Genomic DNA, 25,818 nt, shown 5'->3' on the forward strand with positions numbered 1-25,818 from the left:
CGCAAAAAAGCCCTTCGGCATATTGGCAGTTGAGCCAGATGCCCGAAGGGCTTTTTGGTGACGGTGCAGCCTGCACGCGTCAAGCTGAGCCTATGCTCAGCGAGAAGGCGTCACGTAGATCGTACGCGTGGCAACCACGCGGTTCGCACCGTCGGGTTTGATGCGGATGGTGACCTGGCGGGGCGTAAAGCCCGCGGGCAGCTCTGCAGTACCGTTGATGTAGGCATAGCGGCCCACGCTGACCGTCTGGCTGGGCAGGTCCACATTGCCGGAGCGGCCATTGCTGTACCGGCCGGCGGCGACAAACTCCATGGTGCCCTTGAATTCGGTCTCTTTGCCCTTGTCCTGCATCAGCAGTACAAAATGATTCAACTGGCCGTCCTGGACGGTGAACTCGGCAGCGCGAATGCCGGGTGAGGTGCCCCGTGGGTCGGGCGGCATGGCATCGGCAAACAAGGCAATGTCTTTTTCCAGCTTGGCGACCATAGCCTGCAGCTCGCTGGTCTGTTTATCCAGCCTGTCCTCTTTCTGGCTGACGTCCTCCAGTTCACGACTGGTCTGGTTCAACTGAGCTTGCAGACGCTGCTTTTCAGCATTGGCGCTGTTCAGATCATAGTGCAGCTGTTCCGACTGCTCCACGGTCAGACGTGTGGGGCCATAACTTTGTTGCAAGAACAGCAGGCCGCCGGCGCCCAGGGCGATACCGGTCAGCAGCAGGACAAACCAGCGTGGGATGCGGCGTTTTCGACGGCTGGAGCCGTAGGCGGTGGGCTTGAATACGGTGCGTTTGGAGGAACCAAGCATGAGAACAGACGTTCCTGTCAGACAAGGGACTCAAGACAGCTCAAGTCCTGATTACAAAACCCATTAGCATAGACGTCATTGGGGCGAGGAAGGCGCGGTTAGCTGGCTTTGTTGCCCTTTGTTGTGCTTGGAAACGTCTGCCAGCTAGCCGGGAAATCTCAGTTTACTGTGAGGGTGCCCGCGATTCCAAGTATTGGTTTAACTGTGCAAGGCGCTCGGGGGTGCCAATATCCATCCAGAAGCCTGCATGCAGAGTACCCAATACCTGTTTTCGTGCGATGGCCGCATGCAACAGCGGAGCTGCTTTGGCTGGCTGGCCTTTGGGCAACTGCGCAAAGAGCTCGGGCTTGTAGACCCCGATGCCGCTGAGTGTGGCACTCTGGGCGTTTGCGCAGGTTTTGGCGCATAGGTGCGCTTGACCATCCAGCATGCCAAAGTCCCCATCGGGATGGTGGGGCGGGTTCGGGGCCAGAACCAGCCAGGCCAGTTCCGGGCCTGTGTGCAGGCGCTCGGCCATGGCAAAAGCCTGCGCCGGGTTCCAGTCTGACCAGATATCCCCATTCATCAGCAAGAAAGGCTGACCCTGGAAAAAATCAAGCGCCTTGGCAATACCACCGGCTGTCTCCAGAGCCGATGGCTCAGGGGAGTAGCTCAGGTGCAGTCCCCATTGGCTGCCATCGCCCAGGGTGGATTCAATCTGCTCACCCAGCCAGGCGTGGTTGATGATGACCTCACGAAAACCGGCTTTGGCCAGAGCCCGCAAATGCCAGACGATCAAGGGCTGGCCACCTGCCGGAATCAGGGGTTTGGGGCAGGTATCGGTCAAGGGCCGCATGCGCTCACCGCGACCGGCTGCCAGAATCATGGCACGCATTAGACGGTCATGCCCAAAACGGTCTGGCGTCCTTCCAGACGGTTGAGCAGGCGCAGCAGGCCGTTGAAGCTTTCGTAGCGGCTGGCAACCTGATGAACGTAGCCCAGCAGGCGTGGCATGTGGTCCAGATAGTGATGCTTCCCGTCACGCAGGGACAGGCGGGCGAATACGCCCAAAATACGTAGATTGCGTTGCAGGCTCATCCACTCGTATTGCTGGTGGAACACGGCAAAGTCAGCAGGGACGTCCAGGCCCGCTTCCATGGCCGCCTGCCAGTAGCGAATTGCCCAGTCCAACTGCTGTTCCTCGGTCCAGGTGACGCGTGCGTCCATGACCAACGAAGCAATGTCATAGGTGATGGGGCCAGCCAGCGCATCCTGGTAATCGATGACGCCCGGCTCAGTCTGGCCGGGTAGGGGCATCATCAGATTGGGGCTGTGAAAATCCCGGTGTACGAGTACAGTAGCGCTTTGTACATTGGCCTGAACCAGCTCTGCAAAGGTTTTGCGCAGCATGTTATGGTCTTTTTCGCTCAGTTCGAACTGGCGATGCTTTTGTACGTACCATTCGGGAAAGACTTGCAGCTCCTCGAGCAGGCGCTGTTCGTTGTAGGGCGGCAGGCCGGTGGTGTCGGCTTGTTGCAGTTTCACCAGGGTCAACAGCGTACTGCGGTACAGTTTGTCCAGCTCGCTTTGGGGCATGGGGGTTTTCAGCGCGGTCTGGAAGTTGTCCTGGCCCAGATCACTGAGCAACAAAAAGCCTTGTTCGGTATCGGCGGCCAGGATGTCAGGGACATGGATGCCCGTCGGGGCCAGCAATTGGGTGACCTGTACAAAGGGCTTGCAGTCTTCGGTTGCAGGGGGCGCGTCCATCAGAATCAGGCTGCGGTTCTGGGCTTGCAAACGAAAGTAGCGGCGAAAGCTGGCGTCGCTGGAGGCCGCTTGCAGGCTGTCCAGATCCAGCCCGAATTGGGTTTTCAGGGTGTTGAGCCAGGTGATCGCTTGCTGCAAACGAGGATCGGCAGCGGCAGAAATAGAAGCAGACATAAATAAAAGGAAGCAGAAGAACGTAACGGATTAGTGTTTAGCAGTGCCGCTAAACGGCAGGCTTAACTATAATACCGGGTCGCCAGGGTTTTTCACCTGGTACGAGCAAATGCAGGACACAACTGGAGGCGCGGTCTTAGTGCGAGTTGCGACGTTGTATACCGTCTTGATGATGACAGGCATGGGGCTTGCCCAGGCCGAGTCATCCGTGCGTCCGTCTTTAAAGACGTCCCCCAGTTTGCAGGTGCGCAATCTTCAGGAAGAAGACATGGCCGTCTATCTGATAGGCGACCAGATGAAAACCCTGGAGGACGGCACCTTGCGTCTGGAAGGCGGCGCGCAGGTGCGTCGTATTGATTCTGTCGTCAAAGGCGACCGCATCGACTACCAGGAAAAAACCGGCCAGGTGCAGGTGCGTGGCAATGGCCTGATCATGCGTGACGGTGCCCTGGTGCGCAGTCCTGAGTTTGATTACAACCTGGATGCAGACACCGGGCGCATGTCCTCTCCGGAGTTCTGGCTGGGGGCAAGCGGCGGCAGTGGAACGGCGACCCAGGCGGACATTCTCAACTCCAACCATATGCGGCTGGCCGATGTGAATTACTCCGGCTGCCCGTGTCCCGACCCTGCCTGGTACATCCGCTCCCCCAAGGTGGATCTGTATTCCAAAGAAAACGAAGGGGTGGCGCGCAATGGTGTGCTCTACTTTAAAGGCGTGCCGCTCCTGTATTCGCCCTACCTGACCTTTCCGCTGCGCAAGGAGCGTAAATCGGGTTTTCTGCTGCCCACTTATGGCATGACGACGCGGGGCGGTCTGGACCTGACGGTACCGTATTACCTGAATCTGGCCCCCAATTACGATGCCACCCTGGCCCCTCGTTTGATGAGCAAGCGTGGCGCCATGTTGGGCAGCGAGTTCCGGTATCTGGGTGACAGTTTCTCGGGGGAGCTGACCGGCAATTATTTGCCTGATGACAAGGAGCTGGGCTACAAGCGCTGGCTGTTCATGGGACAGTATCGCCAGAGTCTGCCTGCCAGTTTCTACCTGAATGCCGACATCCGCCGCGTCTCGGATGATGATTATTTCCGCGACTTCAGCAGCTTTGGCCTGAACGACTCCACGATCCAGGATCTGGCCAGCACGGTCACCCTGGGTTGGGCAGGTTCCAAATATTTTCGCGCTCACGTTAGTGGGACCCGCTATCAAACCCTGCAGGACGCCACCAGCAACTACCGTCAGCCGCAATACGACAAGTTGCCGGAATGGTATCTGGGCGCCTCTCGCTATAACTGGGGCGGCTTTGATGTGGTCAGCGATAACTACGCGACTCGTTTCCGCTTGCCGTTCTACAGTGGCAATCTGAGCGAATTTGACGATATGCGCAGTACCCGTCTGGCGCCAGATGGTACGCGTTTATCGTCCTATACGACGGTCGCTTACCCTATCATCCGCCCGGGTTGGTACATCACGCCCAAAGCTGGCTTGCACATGAGTCAATACCAGACCGACTGGTATGTGGGTGATCCTAGCCCTTACATGGCCAAGTACGCTGGGCGTTCCCGCACGCAGAGCCGTGTGTTGCCCATCCTGTCCCTGGACTCGGGCATGACCTTCGAGCGCAATACCACCTTGTTTGGCAACGACTCCATTCAGACCCTGGAGCCGCGTGTGTACTACCTGTACGTGCCCTATCGCGATCAGTCCACGCTGCCCGTGTACGACACCAGTCTGGCCAGCTTCAACTTTGCCCAGGCATTTAGCGAAAATATCTTCTCGGGTGGCTGGGACCGGATTTCCAATGCCAATCAGGTGACGGTCGGTTTGACCTCCCGCTGGCTGGATGCCGATACCGGGTATGAGCGTCTGGTCTTGCAAGCGGCACAGCGCCTGTATTTTGACAAGCAAACGGTCACCCTGAGTGACGAAAAGGCGCGTACCAGTACGCGTTCGGACTATCTGGTGGGGGCCAGCGCGGCCTTGACCAACACGTTTTCGGTCAACTTTGATGCCCAGTTCAATCCGGATGAGAGTCGTCGCAACCGCCTGACGTCCGGCATTCGCTGGCGGCCCAAGCGTCTTGCCACGCTGGGGGTGAACTACCGCTACGAACGTGATCCGCGTCAGGTTGTCGATCCGACCTTTACGCCGCTTGAAGAAGATCAGCGTGGCAAAGAATATGTTTCCATGACAGGCCAATGGCCCCTGAGCAACAGACTGTATGCAGTAGGACGTTACGACTATTCCATTCAGGAAAGTCGTGGTACACAAACTGTGTTGGGCCTGGAGTACAAAGGCGACTGCTGCTGGGCGGCGCGCGTGGTTCTGCAACGCTATGCGGTTTCGGCCAGGGAAACCAATAAAGCCATGTTCTTCCAGCTGGAGTTGTCCGGTCTGGGTGGCATTGGCAACGACCCCATCAAATTGCTGCGTGATCGCGTGATCGGCTATGAACCCATCTCGGACCCCGTACAGGAAAAAATGATTCATGAGAGGTATGAATAATATGCGTTTCAGCTTGAAAAACCGCACCCTGTCATTGGCCCTGATGGCCGTCATGGGTCTGGGTACGACCCAAATGGCACAGGCGCAGTCCAAGCCCGCCGCATCCAACAAGACGTCCACGGCCGCGCCCCAGTTTGTGGATGGCATCGCTGCCGTCGTCAATGACGAGGTGATTACCCTGCGTCAAGTGGACCAGGAGGCAGCGCAGGTGCTGGCGCAGTTAAAACAGCAGAAAATTCCTGCCCCGGATCAGGAGATATTGCGCAAACAGGTTCTCCAGCGTCTTATCAATGAACGCCTGGAGCAGCAGGAAGCGCGTGCCATGGGGATTTCTGTCGGCCCCCAGCAGGTGGAAGAGGGCGTGCGCATGATTGCCTCGCGCAACAATATGACGGAAGCCCAGTTGCGTGCCGAAATCGAAAAAAATGGTATTAGCTGGGAGCAGTACCGCGCCAATCTGAAACAGGAAATTTTGCTGGACCAATTGCGCATGCGCGCTGTCGACAGCAGCATCAATATTACGGATGCCGATATTGACATTTATCTGCGCTCTCAAGGCGGCGCCGGTTTAGGCAATCTGGGGCAGTCTGCGGCACAAAGTCAGGATGCGCCGGTGAGCCTGGCACAAATTCTGGTGCGGGTGCCTGAAAGTGCCAATTCCAGCGAAGAAGCCCGTTTGCGTACCAAGGCCGAGGGCTTGTTGGCTCAGGCCCGTTCAGGGGCGGATTTTGCCGGTCTGGCTGCTTCCAGTTCGGATGGGCAGGAGGCGCTGAGTGGCGGCGTCATGGGCACCCGTCCCTTGTCGGAATGGCCGGACCTGTTCGCGCAGGCGGTGCAGGATCTGGCCCCTGGGCAGGTGTCCAATCTGATTCGCAGTGGACAAGGCTTTCATATTCTGAAGGTGCTTGAACGTGGCGGCAGTGCTCCCGCCAATACCTCACCCGTACAGGGTGCGGCGGCGGTTCAATCTGGCCCCATGATGGTGACTCAGACTCATGCTCGTCATATTCTGGTCAAACTCTCCAAGGTCATGACCTCGGAGCAGGCTCGTCAGCGTATTGAGCAACTGCAAGAACGACTACGTAATGGCGAATCTTTCCAGGATCTGGCCAAGCGCTACTCGGAAGACAGCAGCGCACCACAAGGTGGCGATCTGGGCTGGCTCTCGCCAGGGGAAACCGTGCCTCCGTTTGAGCAGGCCATGAACAAGCTGCAGCCCGGCAATGATACGGCAGTCGTGGAATCCCAGTTTGGCTGGCACCTGATCCAGGTTATTGAGCGTCGCACGCGCAATATGGAAGATGAGTACAAACGCATGCAAGCCCGTCAGGCACTGTTCCAGCAGCGTGCCGAGCCTGCGTTTGAGGATTGGCTGAACAGCCTGCGCGGCCGTGCCTATATTGATAACCGTCTGGACCCCGAGTCCAGCACCCGCCGTCGCTAAGGACAAGTATGGCCCAGCATCAGGCGCGCAAGCGCTTTGGACAGAATTTTCTGGAAGATGAGGCCGTCATCGACCAGATCATCCGTGCGATTGGCCCTCGGCCCGTCGATAATATGGTGGAAATCGGTCCGGGCCTCTCCGCCCTGACCCGGCCGCTGACGCAAGCGCTGGAGCGCCTGCGGGTGGTCGAGATTGACCGTGATCTGGCCGCGCGGCTGCGCAATCACTACTCGCCCAGCAAGCTGGAGATCATCGAGGCCGACGCGCTCAGTGTGGATTTTGGTGCATTAGGGCCGAATCTGCGCATTGTCGGCAATTTGCCCTATAACATTTCCAGCCCATTGCTGTTTCATTTGCTGGAATACGCGGATGCAGTGGTGGATCAGCATTTCATGCTGCAACGCGAAGTGATCGACCGCATGGTTGCCCAGCCCGGCTCGTCGGATTACAGCCGTCTGTCGGTAATGCTGCAGTCGCGCTACCGCATGGTCAAACTGTTTGAAGTGCCCCCCGAAGCCTTCAATCCACCGCCACGCGTGGTATCTGCCGTGGTGCGTATGGTGCCGTTGCCTGCGGATCGGCTTCAGGCGCGCGATGCGGGTGTATTCAGTCGGGTTGTGGCTAGGGCCTTTGCGCAAAAGCGCAAGATGTTGCGGGGTGGCCTGGGAGACTGGACGCCGCATATCGATTGGGATGGCCTGGGTATCGCACCCACCAGCCGCCCTGCTGATTTGTCTTTGGCGGACTATATAGCCTTGGCAGATCATCTGATGGATAAAGGCGTCGTGCAAGTTGCCTGATAATAAAAAAGCCCCGCGAGGGGCTTTTTTATTTGTCCCCGCCTAGCCGAAGAACCAATAACAAACGGCGATGGCGGCCAGCACGCCAGCCAGATCAGCCAGCAAGGCGCAGGAGACCGCATGGCGAGCGCGTTGGATGCCCACCGCTCCAAAATACACGGCCAATACATAAAAGGTTGTTTCCGTGCTGCCTTGTACCGTAGCCCCCAGGAGTGCGGGGAAGCTGTCTACCCCATGATGCTGCATGGTTTCGATCAGCAGGGCGCGGGCTGCCCCAGCCGAGAAAGGTTTGACCAGAGCCGTCGGCAAGGCATCGATGAAACGAGTGTCCAGACCGGTCAGGTTGACCAGCCAGCGGATCATGTCCAGGACGATATCCAGCGCGCCTGAGCTTCTGAGCACGCCGACGGCACACAGCATCGCAACCAGATAGGGCAGCAAGTCCCTGGCAACGGCAAAGCCTTCTTTGGCGCCCTCCACGAAGGTTTCATACAAGGGGATGTTGCGACGCCACCCTATCAGCAGGAACAGCCAGATAATGGACAGCAAGGTCAGGTTGCCCAGCAGGGAAGACAGCGACTGAATGGCGGCCGCGCTCAGGGTGGCCAGCAAGGCCATGAACGAACCCAGAATAAGCGCAAACACCCCGAACCACAGCATCAGCACCGGATCAAACAGACGCAGGCGCTGTACCAACGCGACGCTGAGCAGTCCTGCCAGCGAGGAGGCGGTGGTGGCCAACAGAATGGGCAGAAACACCATGGTCGGGTCAGGCGCGCCCTGTTGAGCCCGATACATGAAGATGCTGATGGGGATCAGTGTCAGTGACGAGGCATTGAGCACCAGAAAAAGGATCTGGGCATTGGTGGCCGTGTCAGGATGCGGGTTCAGTGTTTGCAGCGACTTCATGGCACGCAGACCGATGGGAGTCGCCGCATTGTCCAGACCCAGACCGTTGGCGGCGAAGTTCAGGGTGATCAGACCCAGGGCCGGGTGACCGGCGGGCACGCCAGGCATGAGGCGGCTAAACAGCGGGCCCAGCCAGCGTGCCAGCGTATCGATCAGCCCGGCTTTCTCGGCGATCTTCAAAAACCCCAGCCACAGGGTCAGCGTGCCAAAAAGCAGCAGCATGAGTTGGACGGACAGGGCAGCCATATCGAACAGGCTACGCACCATCTGCGCAAAAATTTCGCTATTTCCCCCTACCAGCCATTGGTAAAAACCGCTGACAGCGGCAATCAGGAAGAAAAACAGCCAAAGAGTATTGAGCATAGTGTTGGCAGTAAGCAGGGCAGGGAAAAGCCAGACTAGATTGTCGCAGAATCCAGCCCGGTTTTATCGGCTACGGTCTGTAAGGGTATTGGCACAAGCAGTCGCAAAACACGCATGGGAGTCAGAGCGCTGCCTGTTGGATGAGGTTTGCCTAAGGCACACAGCCCAAGGGCGCTCTTGATTCACAGGGAAAGAAGCGGTAGGTAACGGCTTATTGGTAAAACGGAGAGTGGACGACAGCAAGACGGCTCGGAAAGAGTGGCAAGCAGCAGGGGGGCGGGAACGTGGCGTGGAAGGCGGGACCGGCAAGGGGCGGTGTGAAAGAGACGTGGAAAGACAATGCGTCAGAAAGAGAGAGGAGGTACAAAGGATCGGGAGGAAAGGAAGGGGTGCAGCAGCCCGCGGGCAAGGCGTGTCATCACTGAGACGTTTTGACGGCCAGACAATCAAAAACCGGCCTCTCAAGGCCGGTTCCGTTGGCTTTAATCCACGCGCCCTTTGGCCTGGATCAGTTCAATTTTATAGCCGTCCGGATCTTCCACAAAAGCAATCACGGTCGTGCCGTGCTTCATGGGGCCGGCTTCGCGTACCACCTTGCCACCACGGGCCTTGATGTCCTCACAGGCTTTGTAGGCATCGGGCACTTCCAGTGCAATGTGGCCGTAGCCATTGCCCAGATCATAAGAAGGGGTGTCCCAGTTGTGGGTCAGTTCCAGCACAGCGGCTTCGGATTCGTCCTGATAGCCCACAAAAGCCAGTGTAAAGCGGCCGTCCGGGTAGTCGGACTGGCGCAGCAGCTTCATGCCCAAGACCTCGGTGTAAAAGGCCAGAGAACGGTCCAGATTGCCGACACGCAGCATGGTGTGCAGGATACGCATAAGGTAGAGCTCCTAGAGTTCAACCTGCCTTAAAGCAGGGGCAGGGTGCCTGGATCATACTGTCGTAGCTGATTGCGCGCATGGACAAAATCAGGATAGAGCGTTTCGACTAAAGCCCAGAAACGCGGACCGTGATTCATCTCTTGCAGATGCGCGACCTCGTGAGCGACGACGTAATCAATGATGGATGGGTGAAAGTGTATCAGGCGCCAGTTCAGCATAATCGTTCCGTCGCTATTGCAGGACCCCCAGCGTTTGGCGGGGGCGGCCAGACGTAATTTGCTGGCGCGCAGGCCTGACAGGTCCAGGTAGTGTTGCAGCCGCTGCTCAAACCACTGTTTGGCCTGTTTCTGCAGCCAGGCCTGAGTCAGCTCTTGAACGCGCAACGGCTCCGCATCGACTGGCAGGGGAAGCAATAGGCGCTGGCCCTGCCGGATCTGGCCCAGTATGCCCTCGAAATGAATCTGTTGAACCTGCGGGTCCAGGCCAAGACGGATCGGTGTTCCCATAAAAGGCAGGGTATCGCCATCGACCCACTGCAGGCTTTGCAACGCCAATTGTTCGCGACGCTGTTGGTACTCGCGCAGCTTGCGCAGTATCCAGGCGCTTTTGCTATGCAGAATTTGTTCGGCCTGGCTGAGTTTGACCCAGGAGGGCAGAGCGACGGTCAAGCCACTGTCATTGATAGTCAGGCCTAAAGTGCGGCGACGCGAGCGCTTGAGCTGATAACCGATAAGTTGACCCTCCAGCTGCACCTGCTGCCACTGTACGCCTTCGGGCAGGGTCTCGGGCCGAACCGTTAAATCAGCTTGGGGTGACACAGCAGAACCGGCAGGCGGCCGGGCGGGCCGCTGCGCCGGGTGGGGGAAGGCCGTGTCAGGAAACAGGGCCAGTTGTGGGGGGACCGTCATAGCGTTCCGGATTCAAGACGCGCATTTCGGTTTCAATCCAAGTTTGTACGCGTTGGTTGACTTCTTCAGGGGTCAAGCCCGTGGGATCAATGGGCGGCCCAAAGGAGATAGTAACCAAGCCCGGCGTCTTGATAAAGGCATTGCGACGCCAGCATTCGCCCGCGTTGTGCGCCACAGGGATCACCGGTGTGCCCGTACGGCTGGCCAGCAAGGCGCCGCCCATTTTGTAGCGGCCTGTCGTGCCTGGTGCGGTGCGGGTGCCTTCGGGAAACAGCAAGGGCCAGCGGCCTTCGTCAATGCGTTGTTGGCCAATCTTGATGACTTGTTCAAAGGCATCGCGGCCTTTGGCACGGTCAATCGGGATCATGCGCAGCAAAGCCAGCCCCCAGCCAAAGAAGGGCACTTTGTGCAGCTCGCGCTTGTAGACAAAGCACACCTGGCGCGGCATGTACGAGGGAAAGAACAGTGTTTCCCAGGCCGACTGGTGCTTGGACAGGATGATGGCCTTGCCATCAGGCAGGTTTTCCCAGCCTTTGGTCTGCCAGCGTATCCCCAGGATCGTGCGCGCACCCCAGATAGCCAGGCGTGGCCAGCCGGTCGTAAAGCGATAGCGTATATCTAGCGGCAAAGGGGCGATGAGCAGGCAGGCAAATGCGTAGGGAATGACGGTGATCAACAAGAACAGTTGATAAAGTGAAGCGCGGATAATGCCCATATCAGTTTCCGTGGAGCCATTTGTCGACAACAGCGGCCAGGTCGGCCTCGACGCGCGTGCCTTCGGGCAAGCCGCCTTTCTCTAAAGTACGCATGCCTTTGCCAGTCTGGACCAGCCAGGGCGCACAACCGGCCTGGCTGGCCGCTTGCAGATCGCGCAAGGAATCGCCTACCGAGGGTACGGTTTGCAGGTTTACTTCATAGCGCTGTGCAATGTCGCGAAACATGCCGGGGGCAGGCTTGCGGCAGGCGCAGCCATCATCGGGACCGTGCGGACAAATAAAGATGGCGTCGATCAAACCGCCCAGCAAGGCCAGCTCCCGACGCATCTTGGCGTGGATGGCGTTTAGCGTGGTCATGGAAAACAGACCACGCGCCAGACCGGACTGGTTGGTGGCAATCACCACCTTCCAGCCGTTTTCGGTCAGGCGGGCCAAGGCCTCCAGACTGCCTGGAATGGCCTCCCACTCTTGCGGGCTTTTGATAAAGGCATCGCTGTCATGGTTGATGACACCGTCCCGATCAATGATGGCAAGTTTCACTAGTTGGCCAGCCTGGAAAGATCCGCAACCTGGTTCATCAGTGCATGCAGCTTGGCAAGCAGGGCCAGACGGTTGGCGCGGATGGCTGGGTCTTCGGCCATGACCATGACGTCCTGGAAGAAGTTGTCCACGGCACCACGAGCCTGGGCCAGGGTGGCCAGGGAGGCGTCAAATTCACCCGCTTCAAACTGGGCCTGGGCCACAGGCTGCAATTCCTGAATCTTGGCAGCCAGCTCGCGCTCGGCTGGTTCGACCAGCAGCTTGTCGTCCAGCGTTGCCAGTTCGCCTTCGGCTTTCTTGAGCAGATTGCTGACGCGCTTGTTGGCAGCTGCCAGGCTCTCGGCTTCAGGGCGCTGGGCAAAGGAGGCACAAGCCTGTATACGGGCGTGCACCTGCTCCAGCGGTGGACGCAGCGCCAGCACGGCATCCACCACGCTGCGCTCGTAATCGTTGCTGAGCTGGTTACGGTAGCGTTCATAAATGAAGGCTTGGACCGCATCGACCGTGTCAGCAGCCAGCACGCCATCCTTGAAGAAGGAGGCAGTGGCGTTCAGCAGGGTATCCAGATTCAGGCGGTTGGCCTTCAATTGGGCACCGGCCTGCAATTGCTCGTAGGCGCTGATCAGGCCCAGGGCCGCACGGCGCAGGGCGTAAGGATCGCGCTCGCCGGTTGGAGCCAGACCAATGCCCCAGATACCGACCAGAACTTCGGCACGCTCAGCCAGGAACAGAATGGCTTGAGTCAGGCTGGCTTCTGTGACGGGCTGGTCCAGACGGTGACGGTATTGCTCGCGAATCGCCAGCACGATGTCCTCGGGCTCGCCATCGCCTTGGGCGTAGTAAGCCCCCATCACGCCTTGCAGCTCGGGGAATTCGCCCACCATATTGGAGTTCAGGTCTGCCTTGGCCAGAAGGGCGGCACGACGGGCGTGCTCTTCATTGGCACCCAGTTGCTTGGCGATGTAGCCAGCCACGGATTGCAGACGCTCGATACGGTCCAGCTGCGAACCCAGTTTGTTGTGGTACACGCTGCCAGCCAGTGTAGGAACACGTTCGGCCAGCGTCTGTTTGCGATCGGTTTCAAAGAAGAACTGGGCGTCCGCCAGACGGGGGCGAACCACGCGCTCGTTACCTTCGATGATGTTGCTGGGATCGTCCACCTTCATATTGCTGACGATCAGAAAGCGATTGGTCAGTTTTTGTGTGGCAGGGTCAAACAGCGGGAAATACTTTTGATTCAGACGCATGGTCAGAATCAGACATTCGGACGGCACTTGCAGGAACTGCTCGTCAAACTGACCCACGTACACCGTAGGGTATTCGACCAGAGCCGTCACTTCGTTTAACAGGGCTTCCACCTCGGGGTCATTGCCCAGTGTGGCGTTCAGGCGCTTGGCTTCGGCTTCCAGTTCTGTGCGAATTTGCTCGCGACGCGTTTCGAAGGAAGGAACCACCCAGCCTTGCTCCTGAACTTGGGCGACCCAGCTATCGGCATCACGGATGTCGAAGGGGGCGTCACACAGGAAGCGGTGGCCGTGTGTCTGGCGACCGGCTTGCAGGCCCAGCGCGCTGACGGGAACAATCTCTGAACCCCACAGGGCGACCAGACCGTGGGCAGGGCGCACAAAGCGGACGCTGCTGACACCATCGGCCAACTGGTAACGCATCACTTTAGGGATGGGCAGGTGGGTGATGGACCATTCCAGGGCTTCCTGCAGGCCATCCTTCAGAACGGCGCCGGTGGCAATGCCGCTGGCGTACAGGTAGTCCTGCTTGCCATCGGACTCGCGCAGCAGATCGCTGGCCTTCAGATGTTCCAGACCTTTGGCGGCCAGACGCTTGGCCAGGGCCGGGGCGATTTCCCCATTGGCATCCAGGCCGATATGGGCGGGCATCAGTTTTTCGGTATAAGGCTGGTCTTCAGCCTGCTGGTAGGCGGCGCTGAACCAGGCAGCCAGACGGCGTGGCGTAGCGTAAGCACGCACTTCGCAGTTTGGGGCCAGCAGGGCCTGTTCGCTCAATACTTTTTGCAGACCGTCACTAAAGGCCTGTCCCAGCTGTTGCAGCGCCTTGGGGGGCAGTTCTTCAGTAAAGAGTTCAATCAGCAAAGGCTGTGTCGTGGAGGCGTTCATTACTTGGCCTCCGGGGATGTGTTGCTCAGCATGGGGAAACCTAGGCGTTCGCGGGAGTCGTAGTAAGCCTGTGCGACAGCGCGGGACAGATTGCGGATACGGCCAATATAGGCAGCGCGCTCAGTCACACTGATGGCGCCGCGGGCATCCAGCATATTGAAGGTGTGGGCAGCTTTCAGCGTTTGTTCGTAGGCAGGCAGGGCCAGCGGCACATCGATGATGCGCTTGGCTTCGGCTTCGTAGTCGTTAAAGTGCGCAAACAGAAAGTCGGTGCTGGCGTGCTCGAAGTTGTAGGTGGACTGCTCCACTTCGTTCTGGTGGAACACGTCGCGGTAGTAAATACGCTGGCCGTTGTGACCTTCGGTCCAGACCAGATCGTAGACGCTTTCCACGCCTTGCAAGTACATGGCCAGACGTTCCAGACCGTAGGTGATTTCGCCCGTGGTTGGCGTGCAATCCAGGCCGCCTACTTGCTGGAAGTAGGTGAACTGGGTGACTTCCATGCCGTTGAGCCAGACCTCCCAGCCCAGACCCCAGGCGCCCAGCGTGGGGTTCTCCCAGTCATCTTCCACAAAGCGGATGTCGTGCGCCTTGGGGTTGATGCCCAGGGCCTCCAGCGAGCCGATGTACAAGTCCAGAATGTTTTCAGGCGCAGGCTTGAGCACCACCTGAAACTGGTAATAGTGTTGCAGGCGGTTGGGGTTGTCGCCGTAGCGCCCGTCCTTGGGACGGCGTGAAGGCTGCACATAGGCCGCGCGCCAGGGCTCGGGGCCAATAGCCCGCAAAAAGGTTGCCGTATGGGAGGTTCCTGCACCGACTTCCATGTCGTAGGGCTGAAGCAGAGCGCATCCGTGCTTGTCCCAGTATTGCTGGAGCGTAAGTATGATTTGCTGAAAGGTGAGCATGAGCAATGGCCAGTAAAGCGAGAATCTGCAAAATTTTTCTATTTTAGCGTGAACTGCGCCCTTACAGCAGAAAAGCGCCTGCAATGCCTGGTTTTGGCCGTCCGGACTACGGGCAAGCGCTGTTTGTACCGGGCGGTCAGCTGGCATTTGGACGTATCATATGCGTTTGTCCAAATACTGCTTATTTGCTGGCCTGATTCCCGAGCGGGAGCCCGGGCCGCAATTTACAGGAGGCTAGGTCCATGAGTGAGCTTGTCACGCTAGAGCGTAAAGGCAAGGTATTGTTGATTACCTTGAACCGTCCCGAGGCACGTAATGCCATTAACCTGGAAACGGCCCAGGCGCTGGCCCAGGCGCTTGACGCGTTCGACGCCGACTCCACTATTGCCGTGGGCGTGCTGACGGGCGCAAACAACACATTTTGTGCTGGTATGGATCTGAAGGCCTTTGCCAAAACGGGTCAGCGTCCCTATGTGGGTGACCGTGGCTTTGCGGGTATTTGCGAACGTCCACCCGCCAAGCCCCTGATTGCCGCGGTGGAAGGCTACTGTCTGGCGGGCGGCTTTGAGATTGCCCTGTCCTGTGACCTGATTGTGGCTGCCAACAATGCCAACTTTGGTCTGCCTGAAGTCAAGCGCGGCATTGTGCCCGGTTCCGGCGGCATGGTGCGTTTGCCCAGTCGCATTCCGTACCACATGGCCATGGAGATGGTGCTGACTGGCGGCATGTACCCGGCTGCCCGTATGGCCGAACTGGGCCTGGTCAGCCGTCTGGCCGAGCCCACCCAGGCCACTGAGCAGGCGTTGGAGCTGGCCGCCCAGATTGCTGCCAATGGTCCGTTGGCCGTGCAAACCGCCAAAAGCATTATTTCCCAGTCGCGCGACTGGCGTCAGGCGGATCTGTTTGATCTGCAGCGCCCTCGCATCGCCGGCATCTTCACCTCTGCAGACGCCAAAGAAGGCGCGACGGCTTTTGCCGAGAAGCGCGAGCCTGTCTGGCAGGGCAAGTAGTTTCCCCTTGTTCATCCCGTTTTTGATATTGACGCCACCATGACCACCATTAAAGAAGACGATCTGATTCAGTCCATCGCCGATGCGGTGCAGTTCATCAGTTACTACCATCCCACTGATTATCTGGAGCATCTGGCCCGCGCCTACGAGCGTGAGCAGAACCCGGCGGCCAAAGATGCCATCGCCCAGATCCTGACCAACTCGCGCATGTGCGCCGAGGGCCACCGCCCCATCTGTCAGGACACCGGGGTGGTGAACGTATTCCTGAAAGTGGGGATGGGTGTGCGTTTCGATACCCAGCGCTCCTTGCAGGAGCTCTGTGACGAGGGGGTGCGTCGCGGTTATCTGAATCCGGATAACCCGCTGCGGGCCTCCATCCTGAACGACCCTCTTTTCACGCGCAAGAACACGCGCGACAACACCCCCTGTATCGTGAATGTCGAGCTGATCGCCGGCGATCAGGTTCATATTCAGGTTGCAGCCAAGGGCGGTGGCTCGGAGAACAAGAGCAAGTTTGTGATGCTCAACCCCAGCGACTCCCTGGTGGATTGGGTTCTCAAGACCGTTCCTACGATGGGTGCGGGCTGGTGTCCTCCCGGCATGCTGGGTATTGGTGTGGGCGGCACGGCCGAAAAAGCCATGCTGATGGCCAAAGAAGCCCTGATGGAAGACATCGATATGTACGAGCTGCTGCAACGCGGCCCGCAAAGCAAGCTGGAAGAGCTGCGTATCGAGCTCTACGAGAAGGTCAATGCCCTGGGCATCGGCGCTCAGGGTCTGGGTGGTTTGACTACTGTGCTGGATGTGAAGATCAACACCTTCCCGACCCATGCCGCTTCCAAGCCTGTAGCCATGATCCCCAACTGTGCCGCGACGCGCCACGTCCATTTTTCGCTGGACGGTAACGGCCCCGCCGAGTTGGTTCCTCCTCCTTTGTCAGCCTGGCCTGACATTCACTGGGCACCGGATTACAACAAGTCCCGCCAGGTGAACCTGGACGAACTGACGCCAGAAGAGGTGGCTTCCTGGAAACCTGGTCAGACCCTGCTGCTGTCGGGCAAGATGTTGACGGGCCGTGATGCGGCTCACAAACGCATCCAGGACATGCTGGAAAAGGGTGAGTCCCTGCCTGTGGACTTCACCAACCGCGTGATTTACTACGTGGGCCCGGTTGACCCCGTGCGTGACGAAGCCGTTGGTCCAGCAGGCCCAACCACCGCTACTCGCATGGACAAGTTCACCGAGATGATGCTGTCTAAAACCGGCCTGATCTCCATGATCGGCAAGGCCGAACGCGGCCCGGCCGCCATTGAGGCCATCCGTGCTCACAAATCGGCCTACCTGATGGCCGTGGGTGGTTCCGCGTACCTGGTTTCCAAGGCCATTCGCAATGCGAAAGTGGTGGCTTTTGAAGATCTGGGCATGGAAGCCATTTACGAGTTCGAGGTTCAGGATATGCCCGTGACCGTCGCGGTGGATTCGCAAGGTGTGTCCGTGCACAACACCGGCCCCGCTGAATGGCGCAAACGTATTGCAGAGATCTCTTTGGTCGCTGTGTAAGACGTAAAGCGGGAAGCTTGGGCTTCCCGGCGTTGTTGATAAAAAACCCGCATGAGTGTTTCTGGCCTGCTTGTAAAAGCAGCGTCAGTACAGCATTCAATGCGGGTTTTCTTTGGCCTGGACACTGGCTCCTTTTAGCATCACCCGTTCAGGACCTGAGCAACAAGCCTCGCAGCCGCAAATCCAAGGCTGCCAGCCCTTTTGCCACGCGGGCATCGTCATCCTCGTTCTGGGCTACCCAGAATGCGGTTTCGGCCAGACTGCGGTAAATCAGACAAGCCAGGGCATGGGGGGCTGCCCGTTCAATTCGGCCTTGATCCATCAGCGCCTGGTTCCTGGCTCGGCGGGCAACTGGTGAATGCGTATGGTGTGCAGGCCAATCCGGGGCTGAGCAGTGTGGGATCGGGTGTTGTGTTTCTGCTGCTCTGGGCACAGGTATTGCGTCGCCAAAACTGGATTCGGGAAGGTGGCAGGCTGTCTCTTTGGGTTTCACCAAGCGCAAGCGCGGGTTATTGCGGATTGGTATCTGGCATGCGTACTGCGACGATGATTGTCAGAACTCATTGAAATATTCTGTACATCGTTATGGTGTACGGTATAGGGATGCTTTCTGGCTGACCACCGAGGGGGCCCACACAAGCGGCCCATAGAGGTGGTCTTAATCAAGGGCCTTGTATGACGCAACTTCAGCGCTCCACCACTATTCCGCAGCTCAACCCCATGATTTGGAACACGCTTGAGCTTGTGCGTTTACGCCAGACTCCCTGGCACAAGAAACAAGCCGTGTTTGAACAACTACAGTCGCTGGGATTAGTTCAGGCCATCCCACAAACGACGCAGACTCCTTCTCCTTTTCCCGCGCCTTTGATTGCCATGTTGACCGAAGAAGGACGGCAATTGCTGGAGGCTCGCTCTCATCATCAAGAGGCATTGATCAAGCTGCTGGACGCTTGACTGTCGCTATAACGGGCCTGACGGTCAGCTGCCTGGCAGCTTGACCGGTGCAGGGTTCTCTTTTTTTGCCGAGTCGCAGGCTTGGTGACGCCGTCGCTGAAAACGGTATAATACTGTTTTTATATACAGCAATGGTGCCATGGAGCTTGCGCGCAAACTTGAGATTCTGGCTGACGCGGCCAAGTATGATGCCTCGTGCGCCAGCAGTGCGGCCCCCAAACGGGATTCCCGTGGGCGCACGGGTCTGGGCGCCAGTACCGGTGCCGGTATCTGCCACAGCTTTACGCCGGACGGACGCTGCGTTTCGCTGCTCAAGATACTGCTGACCAATTTTTGCCAGTATGACTGCCTGTATTGTGTGAACCGGCGCTCCAGCAACGTGCCACGCGCGCGTTTTCGGCCTGCAGAAGTGGTGGATCTGACGCTGGATTTTTATCGGCGCAACTATATAGATGGGCTTTTCCTGAGCTCGGGCATCATCCGCAGCTCGGACTACACCATGGAGAGTCTGGTCGAAGTGGCGCGTTCCTTGCGCGAGGATCATCATTTTCGTGGCTATATCCACCTTAAAACCATTCCGGATGCCGACCCGCAGTTGATCACGCTGGCAGGCCAGTACGCGGACCGGCTCAGCGTCAATATTGAGCTTCCCACGGATGCCGGCCTGAATCGCCTGGCTCCGGAAAAAAGCGGTCACACGATCAAGCGGGCCATGGGGGTGATTCGTCTGGCCCAGGAGCAGGCCCAGCAAGAGAAACGGCCCAAGGTGCCGGCGGGGCAAAGTACGCAGATGATCGTGGGGGCCGATGCGGCCGATGACCGCAATATTTTGCAAACCGCCCAGACGCTGTACGGGGCTTACAAGCTCAAACGGGTGTATTACTCCGCTTTTAGTCCTATTCCGGATAGTTCCTCGGCGCTGCCGGCGCAGCCGCCCCCGCTCTTGCGCGAGCACCGTCTGTATCAAGCCGATTTTTTGTTGCGCAGCTACGGGTTTCGGGCCGAGGAACTGTTTCAGAATACAGGCGACCTGCCTTTGGATATTGATCCCAAGTTGTCTTGGGCCTTGTCGAACCGGGATATTTTTCCGGTGGATCTGAACCGGGCCCCTGAACGACTGATTGCCCGTGTGCCGGGCATTGGTATTCGCAATGCCAAGCGTCTGGTGGAACTGCGTCAGATGCGGGCTATTCGATACCAGGACCTGATCCGTTTGCGTTGCTCTATCCGTACATTGCAGCCTTTTGTTGTGGTGCAGGATTATCGTCCCGGGCTAGCCGAGGCGGCCTCCGACACCTTACGTCGCATGCTGTCGAGCAATCCGCAGCAACTGAGCCTGCTATGAGGCCCGCTTGCCAGCTCTCCGCGTGGCCGACACCCGGCAAGGGCAGGCCCGGATGGTAACCCTGCAGGTAGACGGGGGGTACGCTGGCTGGCGGGAACAGGCTTTACGTGCTCTGGCCGCCGGCTGGGCACCGGAACAACTTTGCTGGGCAGACTCCTTCGCGGAACCGGGGCCCAGGGCGGGGCAAATCGGGCTGGAATATGAGCTCTCCCAGTCGCTGCCCCCCGCAACTGAGGTGTTGCAAGAGCCCCAGGGGCATGAACCCGCCAACCGGCCGTCGGTCCGTATTTCAAAAGGACTGGCTGCTTTGCTGCAAGATGCGGCGTTGTGCCGTACTGCACAGCGATGGGCCTTGCTCTATCGTGTCTTGTGGCGCTGGCACCACGGTGATCGCAGTGTGGAGTCCGTGGCCGACGAGGATGGGGCGCGTTTGTATGAGATGGCCAAGGCCGTTCGCAAGGAAAAGCACGACATGATGGCGTATGTGCGGTTTCGCCATTGTGGAACGGGCCAGTTGCCTGAGTACTGGGCTTGGTTTGAGCCTGAGCACGATGTTCTGGAGTGGATCGCTGATTATTTTTCCAGACGGATGGGGGGAACCTCTTGGTGTATTGCGACGCCTCGGCGTGTGGCGCTGTGGGATGGTCATACGCTGCAGCTACGGGATGCGCCGGACGATCTGAAAGCACGACAGGCTGATCCGGGGCAGGACCAGGTAGAAGCCTTGTGGCTTCGTTATTACCAAAGCATTTTTAATCCCGCGCGCTTGAATGAAACGGCTTTGCAGCAGAGCATGCCGGTTCGATTCTGGAAGGGCTTGCCTGAAGCGAGCCTGATTCCGGCCATGGTCAGTGAGGCCCGTCGTGGAGCCCGACGAGTCGGCCAGTTCAGTGCGGTAAGTCAGATGCCAGGCAAGGTGATTGCGGTCCAGGCCGACCATGCACAGCCCGAACGCAGTGCGCCGTCGGTCCTGGAGGCCTGTCGTCGCTGCGGCCTTTGGGAGCACGCGACACACGGGGTGCCGGGGGAGGGCCCGGCAAGGGCCCGCATGATGCTGCTGGGGGAGCAGCCTGGCGACTACGAGGATTTGGCGGGGCGCGTTTTTGTAGGGCCTGCCGGGCAGATTCTGGATCAGGCATTGCAGCGTGCCGGTATTGAGCGCAACGCGCTGTATCTGAGCAATGCCGTCAAGCATTTCAAGTGGAAAGCGAGGGGTAAGCAGCGTTTACATGTCAGCCCCTCCCAGGCCGAAGTGCAGGCATGCGGGTATTGGCTGCAAGAGGAACTGGCGCGCCTTGAACCGGCTGTCATTGTTACGCTGGGAGCCACCGCCTTGTCTGCTTTGCTGGGGCCTGAGCGACGGCTTGCCGAATATCTGGCCAAACCTTTTCTCTGGGGGCAGACTTGGGTCATTGCGACCTGGCACCCCTCCTATGCGCTGCGTGTGGGCAATGCGGCCCGTCGTGAAGGGATTGTCAGCAGCATTGCCCAGGTGCTGCAAATGGGGTGGCAGCGGGCTGCAGAGCCGGCTGCGGACAGGGCTGAAAGCAGCCTTAGCCCAGCCGTGTGATGGCCTGGTCGCGCACCTGGGCAAGCAAGTCCTTCACGCTGCCTTGCGCCAGTTCAAGCTCAGGTGCCAGATCAGCCAGCGGAACCAGCACAAAGGCACGTTCGTGCATGCGCGGGTGTGGCACGGTCAGCCGTTCGGTGTCGATTTGTTCTTGACCGTAAAGCAGCACGTCCAGATCCAGAGTGCGGGGCGCATTGCGGTACAGGCGAGTGCGACCGTGCTCTTGCTCGATGGCTTGCAGTCTGTCCAGCAAATCCTCGGGAGCCAGCGTACAGGTGAATCGGGTGACGGTGTTGACGTAGTCCGGGCCACTGGAATCCACCGGTGCGGTGCTGTAGAAGTGCGCCAGTGTCAGATCCTGGATGCCGGGAGTAGTGGCCAGCTCTGCCGCCGCGGTTTCCAGTGTCTGACGTGCCTGACCCAGGTTCGCACCCAAGGCCACATAAACCGTTGTTCCGGCTGTGCTCATGCTGCATTTCCGCTGCTGGTACTGCTGCGCTTGGCATTGGAGCGGCGGCGGCGCGTGCGACGTTGTCCGCTGCGAGAGCCCGTGGCGGTCGCTGTAGCGGGTTTGCGCACGGCAATCATGGTGCTGCGCTCCTCGTCGCCTGCATCGGCCAGATCCATCCACCACTGTGCCTGCACGCTATCGACTTCTTTGGCTTCAGCACGAAGTTGTAAAAAGTCCACAGCGGCGCGAAAACGGGGCTGTTCGGTCATGCGCCAGATTGCACGGTTGGCGACGCGTTCAAAACGCGGCTGCATGAACCAGATTTCCCGCATATCCGATTGGAAGCGCTTTTGGATCGGCATGATGCGGCTTTGCTTTTCCAGAACCAGGTCGGCGGCCTCCAGCAGGGCTTGTTGAGGATGCATGTCCTGGCTGCTGCGTCGGTCCCACTCCTGCTTGACCAGTTTCCAGAGCAGGCAGGCATAAATAAAGCTGGGGCTGACGGATTTGCCGGCGCGCACACGGGTGTCGGTACGGGCCAGGGCCATATCCAGAAATTCCGCGCCGCCGGGCAGGCGCTGAACCGGCTCCACCATAGGCAATAGTTTGCTGTGCAGGCCCAGCGCTTGCAGGCGCTGTATGCAGTCCATGGCGTGACCGCAGTTCAGCAGTTTCAGCGTCTCGTCGGCCAGACGGGACTCGGGCACGTTCTCGATCAGACGTGACAAGGAACGGATCGGCGCGTCGGTGGCTGGTTCGATGGTGGCATCGAGCTTGGAGGCAAAGCGCACGGCGCGCAACATGCGTACCGGATCTTCGCGATAGCGGGTTTGCGCATCACCAATAATGCGCACCTGACGGTTTTTCAGATCGGCTACCCCGTTGTGGTAGTCGATGACGGTCTCGGTCAGCGGGTCGTAATAGAGCGCGTTCAGCGTAAAGTCACGGCGTGCGGCATCGTCCTCGATGGTGCCGTATTCATTGTCTCGCAGGATACGGCCATGCTCGTCCGTTTGTTTGCCGCTGTCATCGGCCCGGAATGTAGAGGTCTCGATGACTTCCTGACCAAAGACCACGTGGACCAGACGGAAGCGGCGCCCAATAATGCGTGCGCGACGAAACAGAGGACGGATCTGTTCGGGCGTGGCATTGGTGGCCACATCAAAGTCCTTGGGCTCCAGGCCCACCAGCAGATCGCGCACGGCGCCACCCACGACATAGGCTTGATAGCCTTCGTGGTTCAGGACCTCGCACACTTTGATGGCATGACGCGAGACCAGACGCCGGTCTATGCCATGTTCTTCACGTGTGTAGCGGCGCGGCCCTTTGGGACGCGCGCTTTTGGCTGGTTTGAGCAGCCGATCGACAAATGTTTTTATTGTTCGCTTTAGCATGCGTCTGATTTTACGATTTGCTGTCCATCATGTCAGCGAACAAATCGATGACTTCCCAATTACGTTCGGTCGCTACGGCGCGCAGTTTGTCGCTGGGGTTGGTGGCAACGGGGTCCGTCACCACTTCCATCAGGGGCAGATCGTTGGGCGAGTCGCTGTAGAACCAGCTGCGCTCGAAGTCGGACAGGGATTTGTCCATGGTCTGCAACCATTGTTGCACGCGGGTAATCTTGCCAGCCTGAAAGCTGGGCACACCACTGATCTTGCCCGTGTAGCGACCTTCCTTCATTTCGGGGGTGGTGGCTATCAGGTGGTCCACGCCCAGCGCGGCGGCAATGGGGCGGGTCACAAATTCGTTGGTGGCAGTCACAATCGCCACCAGATGGCCCTGATCCTGGTGTTTGGCCAGCAACTCGCGGGCAGCCGGGCTGATCGAGGGCAGGATCACGGCTTGCATGAACTCGTCCTGCCAGGTCAGCAGTTCTTCCTGGCTGGCGTTGGTGAGCAGGCCCAACATGAATTCGGCCGATTCTTCGGCCGTCAACAATCCCTGGTTATAGCGTTCCATCAGTTCTTCATTCAGACGGATGGCTTGGACAGGATCGCCGACACGGCCGGTACGGGCCAGAAAGTCTGCCCACTGGTAATCGCTATCTAAAGGAAGCAGGGTGTGGTCCAGATCAAACAGGGCAATAAAAGAAGAAGCAGTCATGACTCAACTAGAAGATTGGGTCTGGCTGTTGGCCAGAAGTTCTTTGAGCAGGGGTAAAGTGATGGGGCGTTTCTTTACCAGTGAATAGTTGTCCAGCGCATCAATCAATGCGCTCAGGCGGTTCATATCGCGATCGTAGTGAGTCAGTATCCAGCTGAGCACTTCTGCTTGCAGTTGCAGCCCGCGGGCCGCAGCCCGCTGTTGCATGGCTTCGGCCCGGTGGGCGTCCGACAGGTATTCCAGCCTGAACACCAGGTCCCACCCCAAGCGTGTGCGCAAGTCCTCGCGCACGGACATGGTTTTGGGAGCCCGGTCGCCGGAGACCAGCAGTGTGAAGGCGTCTGGCCGGGTGGCCGACTCGCGCCAGCGATTGTACAGTGCAAATACGGCAGCCTGTCCGTGCTCGTCAAAACGTTCGATATCGTCGATGGCTAAAAGGCTGGGAGGGGCTTTGTCATCGGTAGCGATGTCAAAGATGGGCTGGAAAGGAGTATCTGCACTAAAATAGCGGCTGTCGTCTCGACTGGCCATCGCCCGCAGCAGATGTGTTCGACCTGCACCGGGCGGTCCCCACAGGTAAACCGCGCGTCCTGGACTACACTGACGCAGAGCCTGCAACGCAGCCTGATTCGCTCCGGCAACAAAGTTGTCCAAAGAGGCAGGCGGTGCTGGAGATATATCCAGAATCAGTTGCTCGGTCATGTGTCGTACAATTTCGTCCAACTCGCAATTTTCACATATCCCACGGCTTTTCCCATGAAAAACACTACTTCTGTTTCCTTGACCTACCGCGATGCAGGCGTGGATATCGACGCGGGCGATGCCCTGGTCGACCGTATTAAACCACTGGCTGCCAAAACCATGCGTGCAGGCGTCATGGCTGGAATCGGAGGCTTTGGCGCTTTGTTTGAAGTGCCTACCCACCTTAAAGAGCCCGTTCTGGTGTCCGGCACCGACGGTGTTGGTACCAAACTACGCCTGGCATTTGACTGGCAGCGCCACGACACTGTGGGTATAGACCTGGTGGCCATGAGTGTCAACGACATTCTAGTCCAGGGCGCAGAACCCTTGTACTTTCTGGATTATTTTGCCTGCGGCAAGTTGTCGGTGGATACGGCAGCCCAGGTGGTCGGTGGTATTGCCAAGGGGTGTGAACTGTCCGCTTGTGCCCTGATCGGTGGCGAAACAGCCGAGATGCCCGGCATGTACCCCGAAGGTGAGTATGACCTGGCTGGTTTTGCAGTGGGTGCGGTGGAAAAATCCCGCATTATTGATGGCAAGTCCATTGTGCCAGGGGATGTGGTCCTGGGTCTGGCCTCCAGCGGCGCCCACTCCAACGGCTACTCGCTGATCCGCAAGATTCTCAAGCATGCCAATGCCAAGCCGACTGACGAGCTTGATGGCCGTCCGTTGGCGGATGTGGTCATGGAGCCCACCCGCATCTATGTGAAATCCGTCCTGGCTGCCCTGGCTGCCCACGGTGCGGACATCAAGGGTCTGGCCCATATCACGGGTGGCGGATTGCTGGAGAACGTGCCCCGTATCCTGCAAAAGAACCTCACCGCCCGTCTGAATCGTGATTCCTGGACCATGCCTGCCTTGTTCCAGTGGCTGCAAGCCAATGGCAACGTAGCGGACGAAGAAATGTACCGCGTGTTCAACTGCGGTATTGGCATGATCATGATTGTTCCTGCCGACAAGGCTGAGGCCATCAGTGCAACCCTGTCCGAGCATGGGGAAACCGTTTACACGCTGGGCGAGATCCTGGAACGTCAGGAAGGGCAGGCGCAGACTGAAGTGGTGTAAACCCCGGAGATCGCGTTAACCCATGAAGCGGAAAAAGGCAGCGACAGGCTGCCTTTTTTTGCCCTGTTCCCGTCCCTGACGCTGCCCCTGATTCAGTTTGCAGTCCCCAGGCTCGGATTTTTCGACCTTGCTTCCCAGCCTCGACGCTCTCCCTTGATCCAAGCTCAGGTGCCAAGCCAACATCGCCATGC

At 58.6% G+C, this 25,818-nt stretch carries 24 protein-coding genes; 9 read left to right on the top strand and 15 right to left on the bottom strand.

The window, feature by feature from the left end:
* Window positions 1–96 precede the first annotated feature (96 nt).
* The 3 genes from ACOZ42_RS03620 to ACOZ42_RS03630 all read right to left on the bottom strand — a co-directional run bounded on the left by ACOZ42_RS03620 (window position 97) and on the right by ACOZ42_RS03630 (window position 2,724).
* Complete coding sequence (locus ACOZ42_RS03620) at window positions 97–804, bottom strand: DUF6776 family protein (RefSeq protein ID WP_003803505.1); 708 nt, start codon at window positions 802–804, stop codon at window positions 97–99.
* A gap of 163 nt (window positions 805–967) precedes the next feature.
* Entirely contained in the window at window positions 968–1,678 is a 711-nt protein-coding gene (gene murU / locus ACOZ42_RS03625) for an N-acetylmuramate alpha-1-phosphate uridylyltransferase MurU (protein ID WP_301606834.1), read from the bottom strand.
* Window positions 1,678–2,724: an aminoglycoside phosphotransferase family protein gene (locus ACOZ42_RS03630; protein WP_003803501.1), complete on the bottom strand. Its 1,047-nt coding sequence runs from the start codon at window positions 2,722–2,724 to the stop codon at window positions 1,678–1,680. The genes murU and ACOZ42_RS03630 overlap by 1 nt, the downstream gene beginning before the upstream one ends.
* Before the next feature lie 139 nt (window positions 2,725–2,863).
* Between ACOZ42_RS03630 and ACOZ42_RS03635 the strand changes: the two genes are divergently transcribed.
* Genes ACOZ42_RS03635 through rsmA form a run of 3 tightly spaced genes read left to right on the top strand, consistent with a single transcriptional unit; the run spans window position 2,864 to window position 7,471 of the window.
* The gene (locus tag ACOZ42_RS03635) at window positions 2,864–5,227 is read left to right on the top strand and encodes an LPS-assembly protein LptD (RefSeq protein ID WP_301606835.1); all 2,364 of its coding nucleotides are present in this window, start codon (window positions 2,864–2,866) and stop codon (window positions 5,225–5,227) included.
* Window positions 5,220–6,671: a peptidylprolyl isomerase gene (locus tag ACOZ42_RS03640; RefSeq protein ID WP_426345831.1), complete on the top strand. Its 1,452-nt coding sequence runs from the start codon at window positions 5,220–5,222 to the stop codon at window positions 6,669–6,671. The genes ACOZ42_RS03635 and ACOZ42_RS03640 overlap by 8 nt, the downstream gene beginning before the upstream one ends.
* 8 nt (window positions 6,672–6,679) lie before the next feature.
* Window positions 6,680–7,471 carry a 16S rRNA (adenine(1518)-N(6)/adenine(1519)-N(6))-dimethyltransferase RsmA gene (gene rsmA, locus ACOZ42_RS03645; protein ID WP_131071331.1) on the top strand — a complete coding sequence of 264 codons (792 nt, stop codon included), beginning with the start codon at window positions 6,680–6,682 and terminating at the stop codon, window positions 7,469–7,471.
* Between the two features lie 42 nt (window positions 7,472–7,513).
* Here rsmA and ACOZ42_RS03650 read toward each other — a convergent pair whose 3' ends face one another.
* The 7 genes from ACOZ42_RS03650 to glyQ all read right to left on the bottom strand — a co-directional run bounded on the left by ACOZ42_RS03650 (window position 7,514) and on the right by glyQ (window position 14,825).
* Window positions 7,514–8,743 (bottom strand): nucleoside recognition domain-containing protein, encoded by a 1,230-nt coding sequence (locus ACOZ42_RS03650; protein ID WP_003803489.1) that lies wholly within the window; start codon window positions 8,741–8,743, stop codon window positions 7,514–7,516.
* A 482-nt stretch (window positions 8,744–9,225) separates the two neighbouring features.
* Complete coding sequence (gloA, locus tag ACOZ42_RS03655) at window positions 9,226–9,621, bottom strand: lactoylglutathione lyase (RefSeq protein WP_003803488.1); 396 nt, start codon at window positions 9,619–9,621, stop codon at window positions 9,226–9,228.
* Window positions 9,622–9,650: 29 nt separating this feature from the next.
* Window positions 9,651–10,532 carry a M48 family metallopeptidase gene (locus ACOZ42_RS03660; protein WP_003803486.1) on the bottom strand — a complete coding sequence of 294 codons (882 nt, stop codon included), beginning with the start codon at window positions 10,530–10,532 and terminating at the stop codon, window positions 9,651–9,653.
* Entirely contained in the window at window positions 10,498–11,247 is a 750-nt protein-coding gene (locus ACOZ42_RS03665; RefSeq protein ID WP_003803484.1) for a lysophospholipid acyltransferase family protein, read from the bottom strand. Before ACOZ42_RS03665 ends, ACOZ42_RS03660 begins: the two co-directional genes overlap by 35 nt.
* A 1-nt stretch (window position 11,248) precedes the next feature.
* Entirely contained in the window at window positions 11,249–11,788 is a 540-nt protein-coding gene (gmhB, locus tag ACOZ42_RS03670; protein WP_003803481.1) for a D-glycero-beta-D-manno-heptose 1,7-bisphosphate 7-phosphatase, read from the bottom strand.
* The gene (gene glyS / locus ACOZ42_RS03675) at window positions 11,788–13,920 is read right to left on the bottom strand and encodes a glycine--tRNA ligase subunit beta (protein ID WP_426345555.1); all 2,133 of its coding nucleotides are present in this window, start codon (window positions 13,918–13,920) and stop codon (window positions 11,788–11,790) included. The genes gmhB and glyS overlap by 1 nt, the downstream gene beginning before the upstream one ends.
* On the bottom strand, window positions 13,920–14,825 hold the full coding sequence (glyQ, locus tag ACOZ42_RS03680) for a glycine--tRNA ligase subunit alpha (RefSeq protein WP_426345556.1): 906 nt from the start codon (window positions 14,823–14,825) through the stop codon (window positions 13,920–13,922). Before glyQ ends, glyS begins: the two co-directional genes overlap by 1 nt.
* 242 nt (window positions 14,826–15,067) lie before the next feature.
* Here glyQ and ACOZ42_RS03685 point away from each other — a divergent pair, with 242 nt between their 5' ends.
* The gene (locus ACOZ42_RS03685; RefSeq protein ID WP_003803475.1) at window positions 15,068–15,835 is read left to right on the top strand and encodes a crotonase/enoyl-CoA hydratase family protein; all 768 of its coding nucleotides are present in this window, start codon (window positions 15,068–15,070) and stop codon (window positions 15,833–15,835) included.
* A 39-nt stretch (window positions 15,836–15,874) separates the two neighbouring features.
* Window positions 15,875–17,395, top strand: a complete 1,521-nt coding sequence (locus ACOZ42_RS03690) for a fumarate hydratase (protein ID WP_426345557.1) — start codon at window positions 15,875–15,877, stop codon at window positions 17,393–17,395.
* Between the two features lie 148 nt (window positions 17,396–17,543).
* Here the strand turns inward: ACOZ42_RS03690 and ACOZ42_RS03695 are convergent, their stop codons facing one another.
* Window positions 17,544–17,717, bottom strand: coding sequence for a hypothetical protein (locus tag ACOZ42_RS03695; protein WP_426345558.1), 174 nt, complete (start codon window positions 17,715–17,717; stop codon window positions 17,544–17,546).
* Window positions 17,718–18,070: 353 nt separating this feature from the next.
* On the opposite strand from ACOZ42_RS03695, the gene ACOZ42_RS03700 reads away from it, so the two are divergent.
* From ACOZ42_RS03700 to ACOZ42_RS03710, 3 genes are all read left to right on the top strand, one after another.
* Complete coding sequence (locus ACOZ42_RS03700; protein ID WP_003803472.1) at window positions 18,071–18,349, top strand: hypothetical protein; 279 nt, start codon at window positions 18,071–18,073, stop codon at window positions 18,347–18,349.
* 139 nt (window positions 18,350–18,488) lie between these two features.
* Complete coding sequence (locus ACOZ42_RS03705) at window positions 18,489–19,694, top strand: putative DNA modification/repair radical SAM protein (RefSeq protein ID WP_003803469.1); 1,206 nt, start codon at window positions 18,489–18,491, stop codon at window positions 19,692–19,694.
* 52 nt (window positions 19,695–19,746) lie between these two features.
* A complete protein-coding gene (locus ACOZ42_RS03710) occupies window positions 19,747–21,264 on the top strand; it encodes a UdgX family uracil-DNA binding protein (RefSeq protein ID WP_426345832.1) in 1,518 nt (505 codons plus the stop codon).
* Here ACOZ42_RS03710 and folK read toward each other — a convergent pair.
* From folK to hda, 4 genes are read right to left on the bottom strand one after another with little or no spacing between them, the layout of a single operon-like run.
* A complete protein-coding gene (gene folK / locus ACOZ42_RS03715; RefSeq protein ID WP_059318699.1) occupies window positions 21,248–21,733 on the bottom strand; it encodes a 2-amino-4-hydroxy-6-hydroxymethyldihydropteridine diphosphokinase in 486 nt (161 codons plus the stop codon). The genes ACOZ42_RS03710 and folK overlap by 17 nt on opposite strands.
* Entirely contained in the window at window positions 21,730–23,109 is a 1,380-nt protein-coding gene (gene pcnB / locus ACOZ42_RS03720; protein ID WP_131071334.1) for a polynucleotide adenylyltransferase PcnB, read from the bottom strand. Before pcnB ends, folK begins: the two co-directional genes overlap by 4 nt.
* Before the next feature lie 10 nt (window positions 23,110–23,119).
* A complete protein-coding gene (locus tag ACOZ42_RS03725) occupies window positions 23,120–23,821 on the bottom strand; it encodes an HAD family hydrolase (protein ID WP_003803460.1) in 702 nt (233 codons plus the stop codon).
* Window positions 23,822–23,824: 3 nt separating this feature from the next.
* A complete protein-coding gene (gene hda, locus ACOZ42_RS03730; RefSeq protein ID WP_003803457.1) occupies window positions 23,825–24,523 on the bottom strand; it encodes a DnaA regulatory inactivator Hda in 699 nt (232 codons plus the stop codon).
* 54 nt (window positions 24,524–24,577) lie between these two features.
* Between hda and purM the strand changes: the two genes are divergently transcribed.
* A complete protein-coding gene (purM, locus tag ACOZ42_RS03735) occupies window positions 24,578–25,627 on the top strand; it encodes a phosphoribosylformylglycinamidine cyclo-ligase (RefSeq protein WP_059318701.1) in 1,050 nt (349 codons plus the stop codon).
* Window positions 25,628–25,818 lie beyond the last annotated feature (191 nt).

The sequence above is a fragment of the Alcaligenes sp. HNGD-HTN06 genome (genome assembly GCF_049932565.1).
Classification (GTDB): Bacteria; Pseudomonadota; Gammaproteobacteria; order Burkholderiales; family Burkholderiaceae_B; genus Alcaligenes; species Alcaligenes ammonioxydans.

What these genes read in the sequence shown, in the direction of transcription:
- ACOZ42_RS03620 (WP_003803505.1), bottom strand. Translation starts at nt 804, where the DNA reads ATGCTTGGTTCCTCCAAACGCACCGTATTCAAGCCCACCGCCTACGGC.
- murU (WP_301606834.1), bottom strand. Translation starts at nt 1,678, where the DNA reads ATGCGTGCCATGATTCTGGCAGCCGGTCGCGGTGAGCGCATGCGGCCC.
- ACOZ42_RS03630 (WP_003803501.1), bottom strand. Translation starts at nt 2,724, where the DNA reads ATGTCTGCTTCTATTTCTGCCGCTGCCGATCCTCGTTTGCAGCAAGCG.
- ACOZ42_RS03640 (WP_426345831.1), top strand. Translation starts at nt 5,220, where the DNA reads ATGAATAATATGCGTTTCAGCTTGAAAAACCGCACCCTGTCATTGGCC.
- rsmA (WP_131071331.1), top strand. Translation starts at nt 6,680, where the DNA reads ATGGCCCAGCATCAGGCGCGCAAGCGCTTTGGACAGAATTTTCTGGAA.
- ACOZ42_RS03650 (WP_003803489.1), bottom strand. Translation starts at nt 8,743, where the DNA reads ATGCTCAATACTCTTTGGCTGTTTTTCTTCCTGATTGCCGCTGTCAGC.
- gloA (WP_003803488.1), bottom strand. Translation starts at nt 9,621, where the DNA reads ATGCGTATCCTGCACACCATGCTGCGTGTCGGCAATCTGGACCGTTCT.
- ACOZ42_RS03660 (WP_003803486.1), bottom strand. Translation starts at nt 10,532, where the DNA reads ATGACGGTCCCCCCACAACTGGCCCTGTTTCCTGACACGGCCTTCCCC.
- ACOZ42_RS03665 (WP_003803484.1), bottom strand. Translation starts at nt 11,247, where the DNA reads ATGGGCATTATCCGCGCTTCACTTTATCAACTGTTCTTGTTGATCACC.
- glyS (WP_426345555.1), bottom strand. Translation starts at nt 13,920, where the DNA reads ATGAACGCCTCCACGACACAGCCTTTGCTGATTGAACTCTTTACTGAA.
- glyQ (WP_426345556.1), bottom strand. Translation starts at nt 14,825, where the DNA reads ATGCTCACCTTTCAGCAAATCATACTTACGCTCCAGCAATACTGGGAC.
- ACOZ42_RS03685 (WP_003803475.1), top strand. Translation starts at nt 15,068, where the DNA reads ATGAGTGAGCTTGTCACGCTAGAGCGTAAAGGCAAGGTATTGTTGATT.
- ACOZ42_RS03690 (WP_426345557.1), top strand. Translation starts at nt 15,875, where the DNA reads ATGACCACCATTAAAGAAGACGATCTGATTCAGTCCATCGCCGATGCG.
- ACOZ42_RS03695 (WP_426345558.1), bottom strand. Translation starts at nt 17,717, where the DNA reads ATGGATCAAGGCCGAATTGAACGGGCAGCCCCCCATGCCCTGGCTTGT.
- ACOZ42_RS03700 (WP_003803472.1), top strand. Translation starts at nt 18,071, where the DNA reads ATGACGCAACTTCAGCGCTCCACCACTATTCCGCAGCTCAACCCCATG.
- ACOZ42_RS03705 (WP_003803469.1), top strand. Translation starts at nt 18,489, where the DNA reads ATGGAGCTTGCGCGCAAACTTGAGATTCTGGCTGACGCGGCCAAGTAT.
- ACOZ42_RS03710 (WP_426345832.1), top strand. Translation starts at nt 19,747, where the DNA reads ATGGTAACCCTGCAGGTAGACGGGGGGTACGCTGGCTGGCGGGAACAG.
- folK (WP_059318699.1), bottom strand. Translation starts at nt 21,733, where the DNA reads ATGAGCACAGCCGGAACAACGGTTTATGTGGCCTTGGGTGCGAACCTG.
- pcnB (WP_131071334.1), bottom strand. Translation starts at nt 23,109, where the DNA reads ATGCTAAAGCGAACAATAAAAACATTTGTCGATCGGCTGCTCAAACCA.
- ACOZ42_RS03725 (WP_003803460.1), bottom strand. Translation starts at nt 23,821, where the DNA reads ATGACTGCTTCTTCTTTTATTGCCCTGTTTGATCTGGACCACACCCTG.
- hda (WP_003803457.1), bottom strand. Translation starts at nt 24,523, where the DNA reads ATGACCGAGCAACTGATTCTGGATATATCTCCAGCACCGCCTGCCTCT.
- purM (WP_059318701.1), top strand. Translation starts at nt 24,578, where the DNA reads ATGAAAAACACTACTTCTGTTTCCTTGACCTACCGCGATGCAGGCGTG.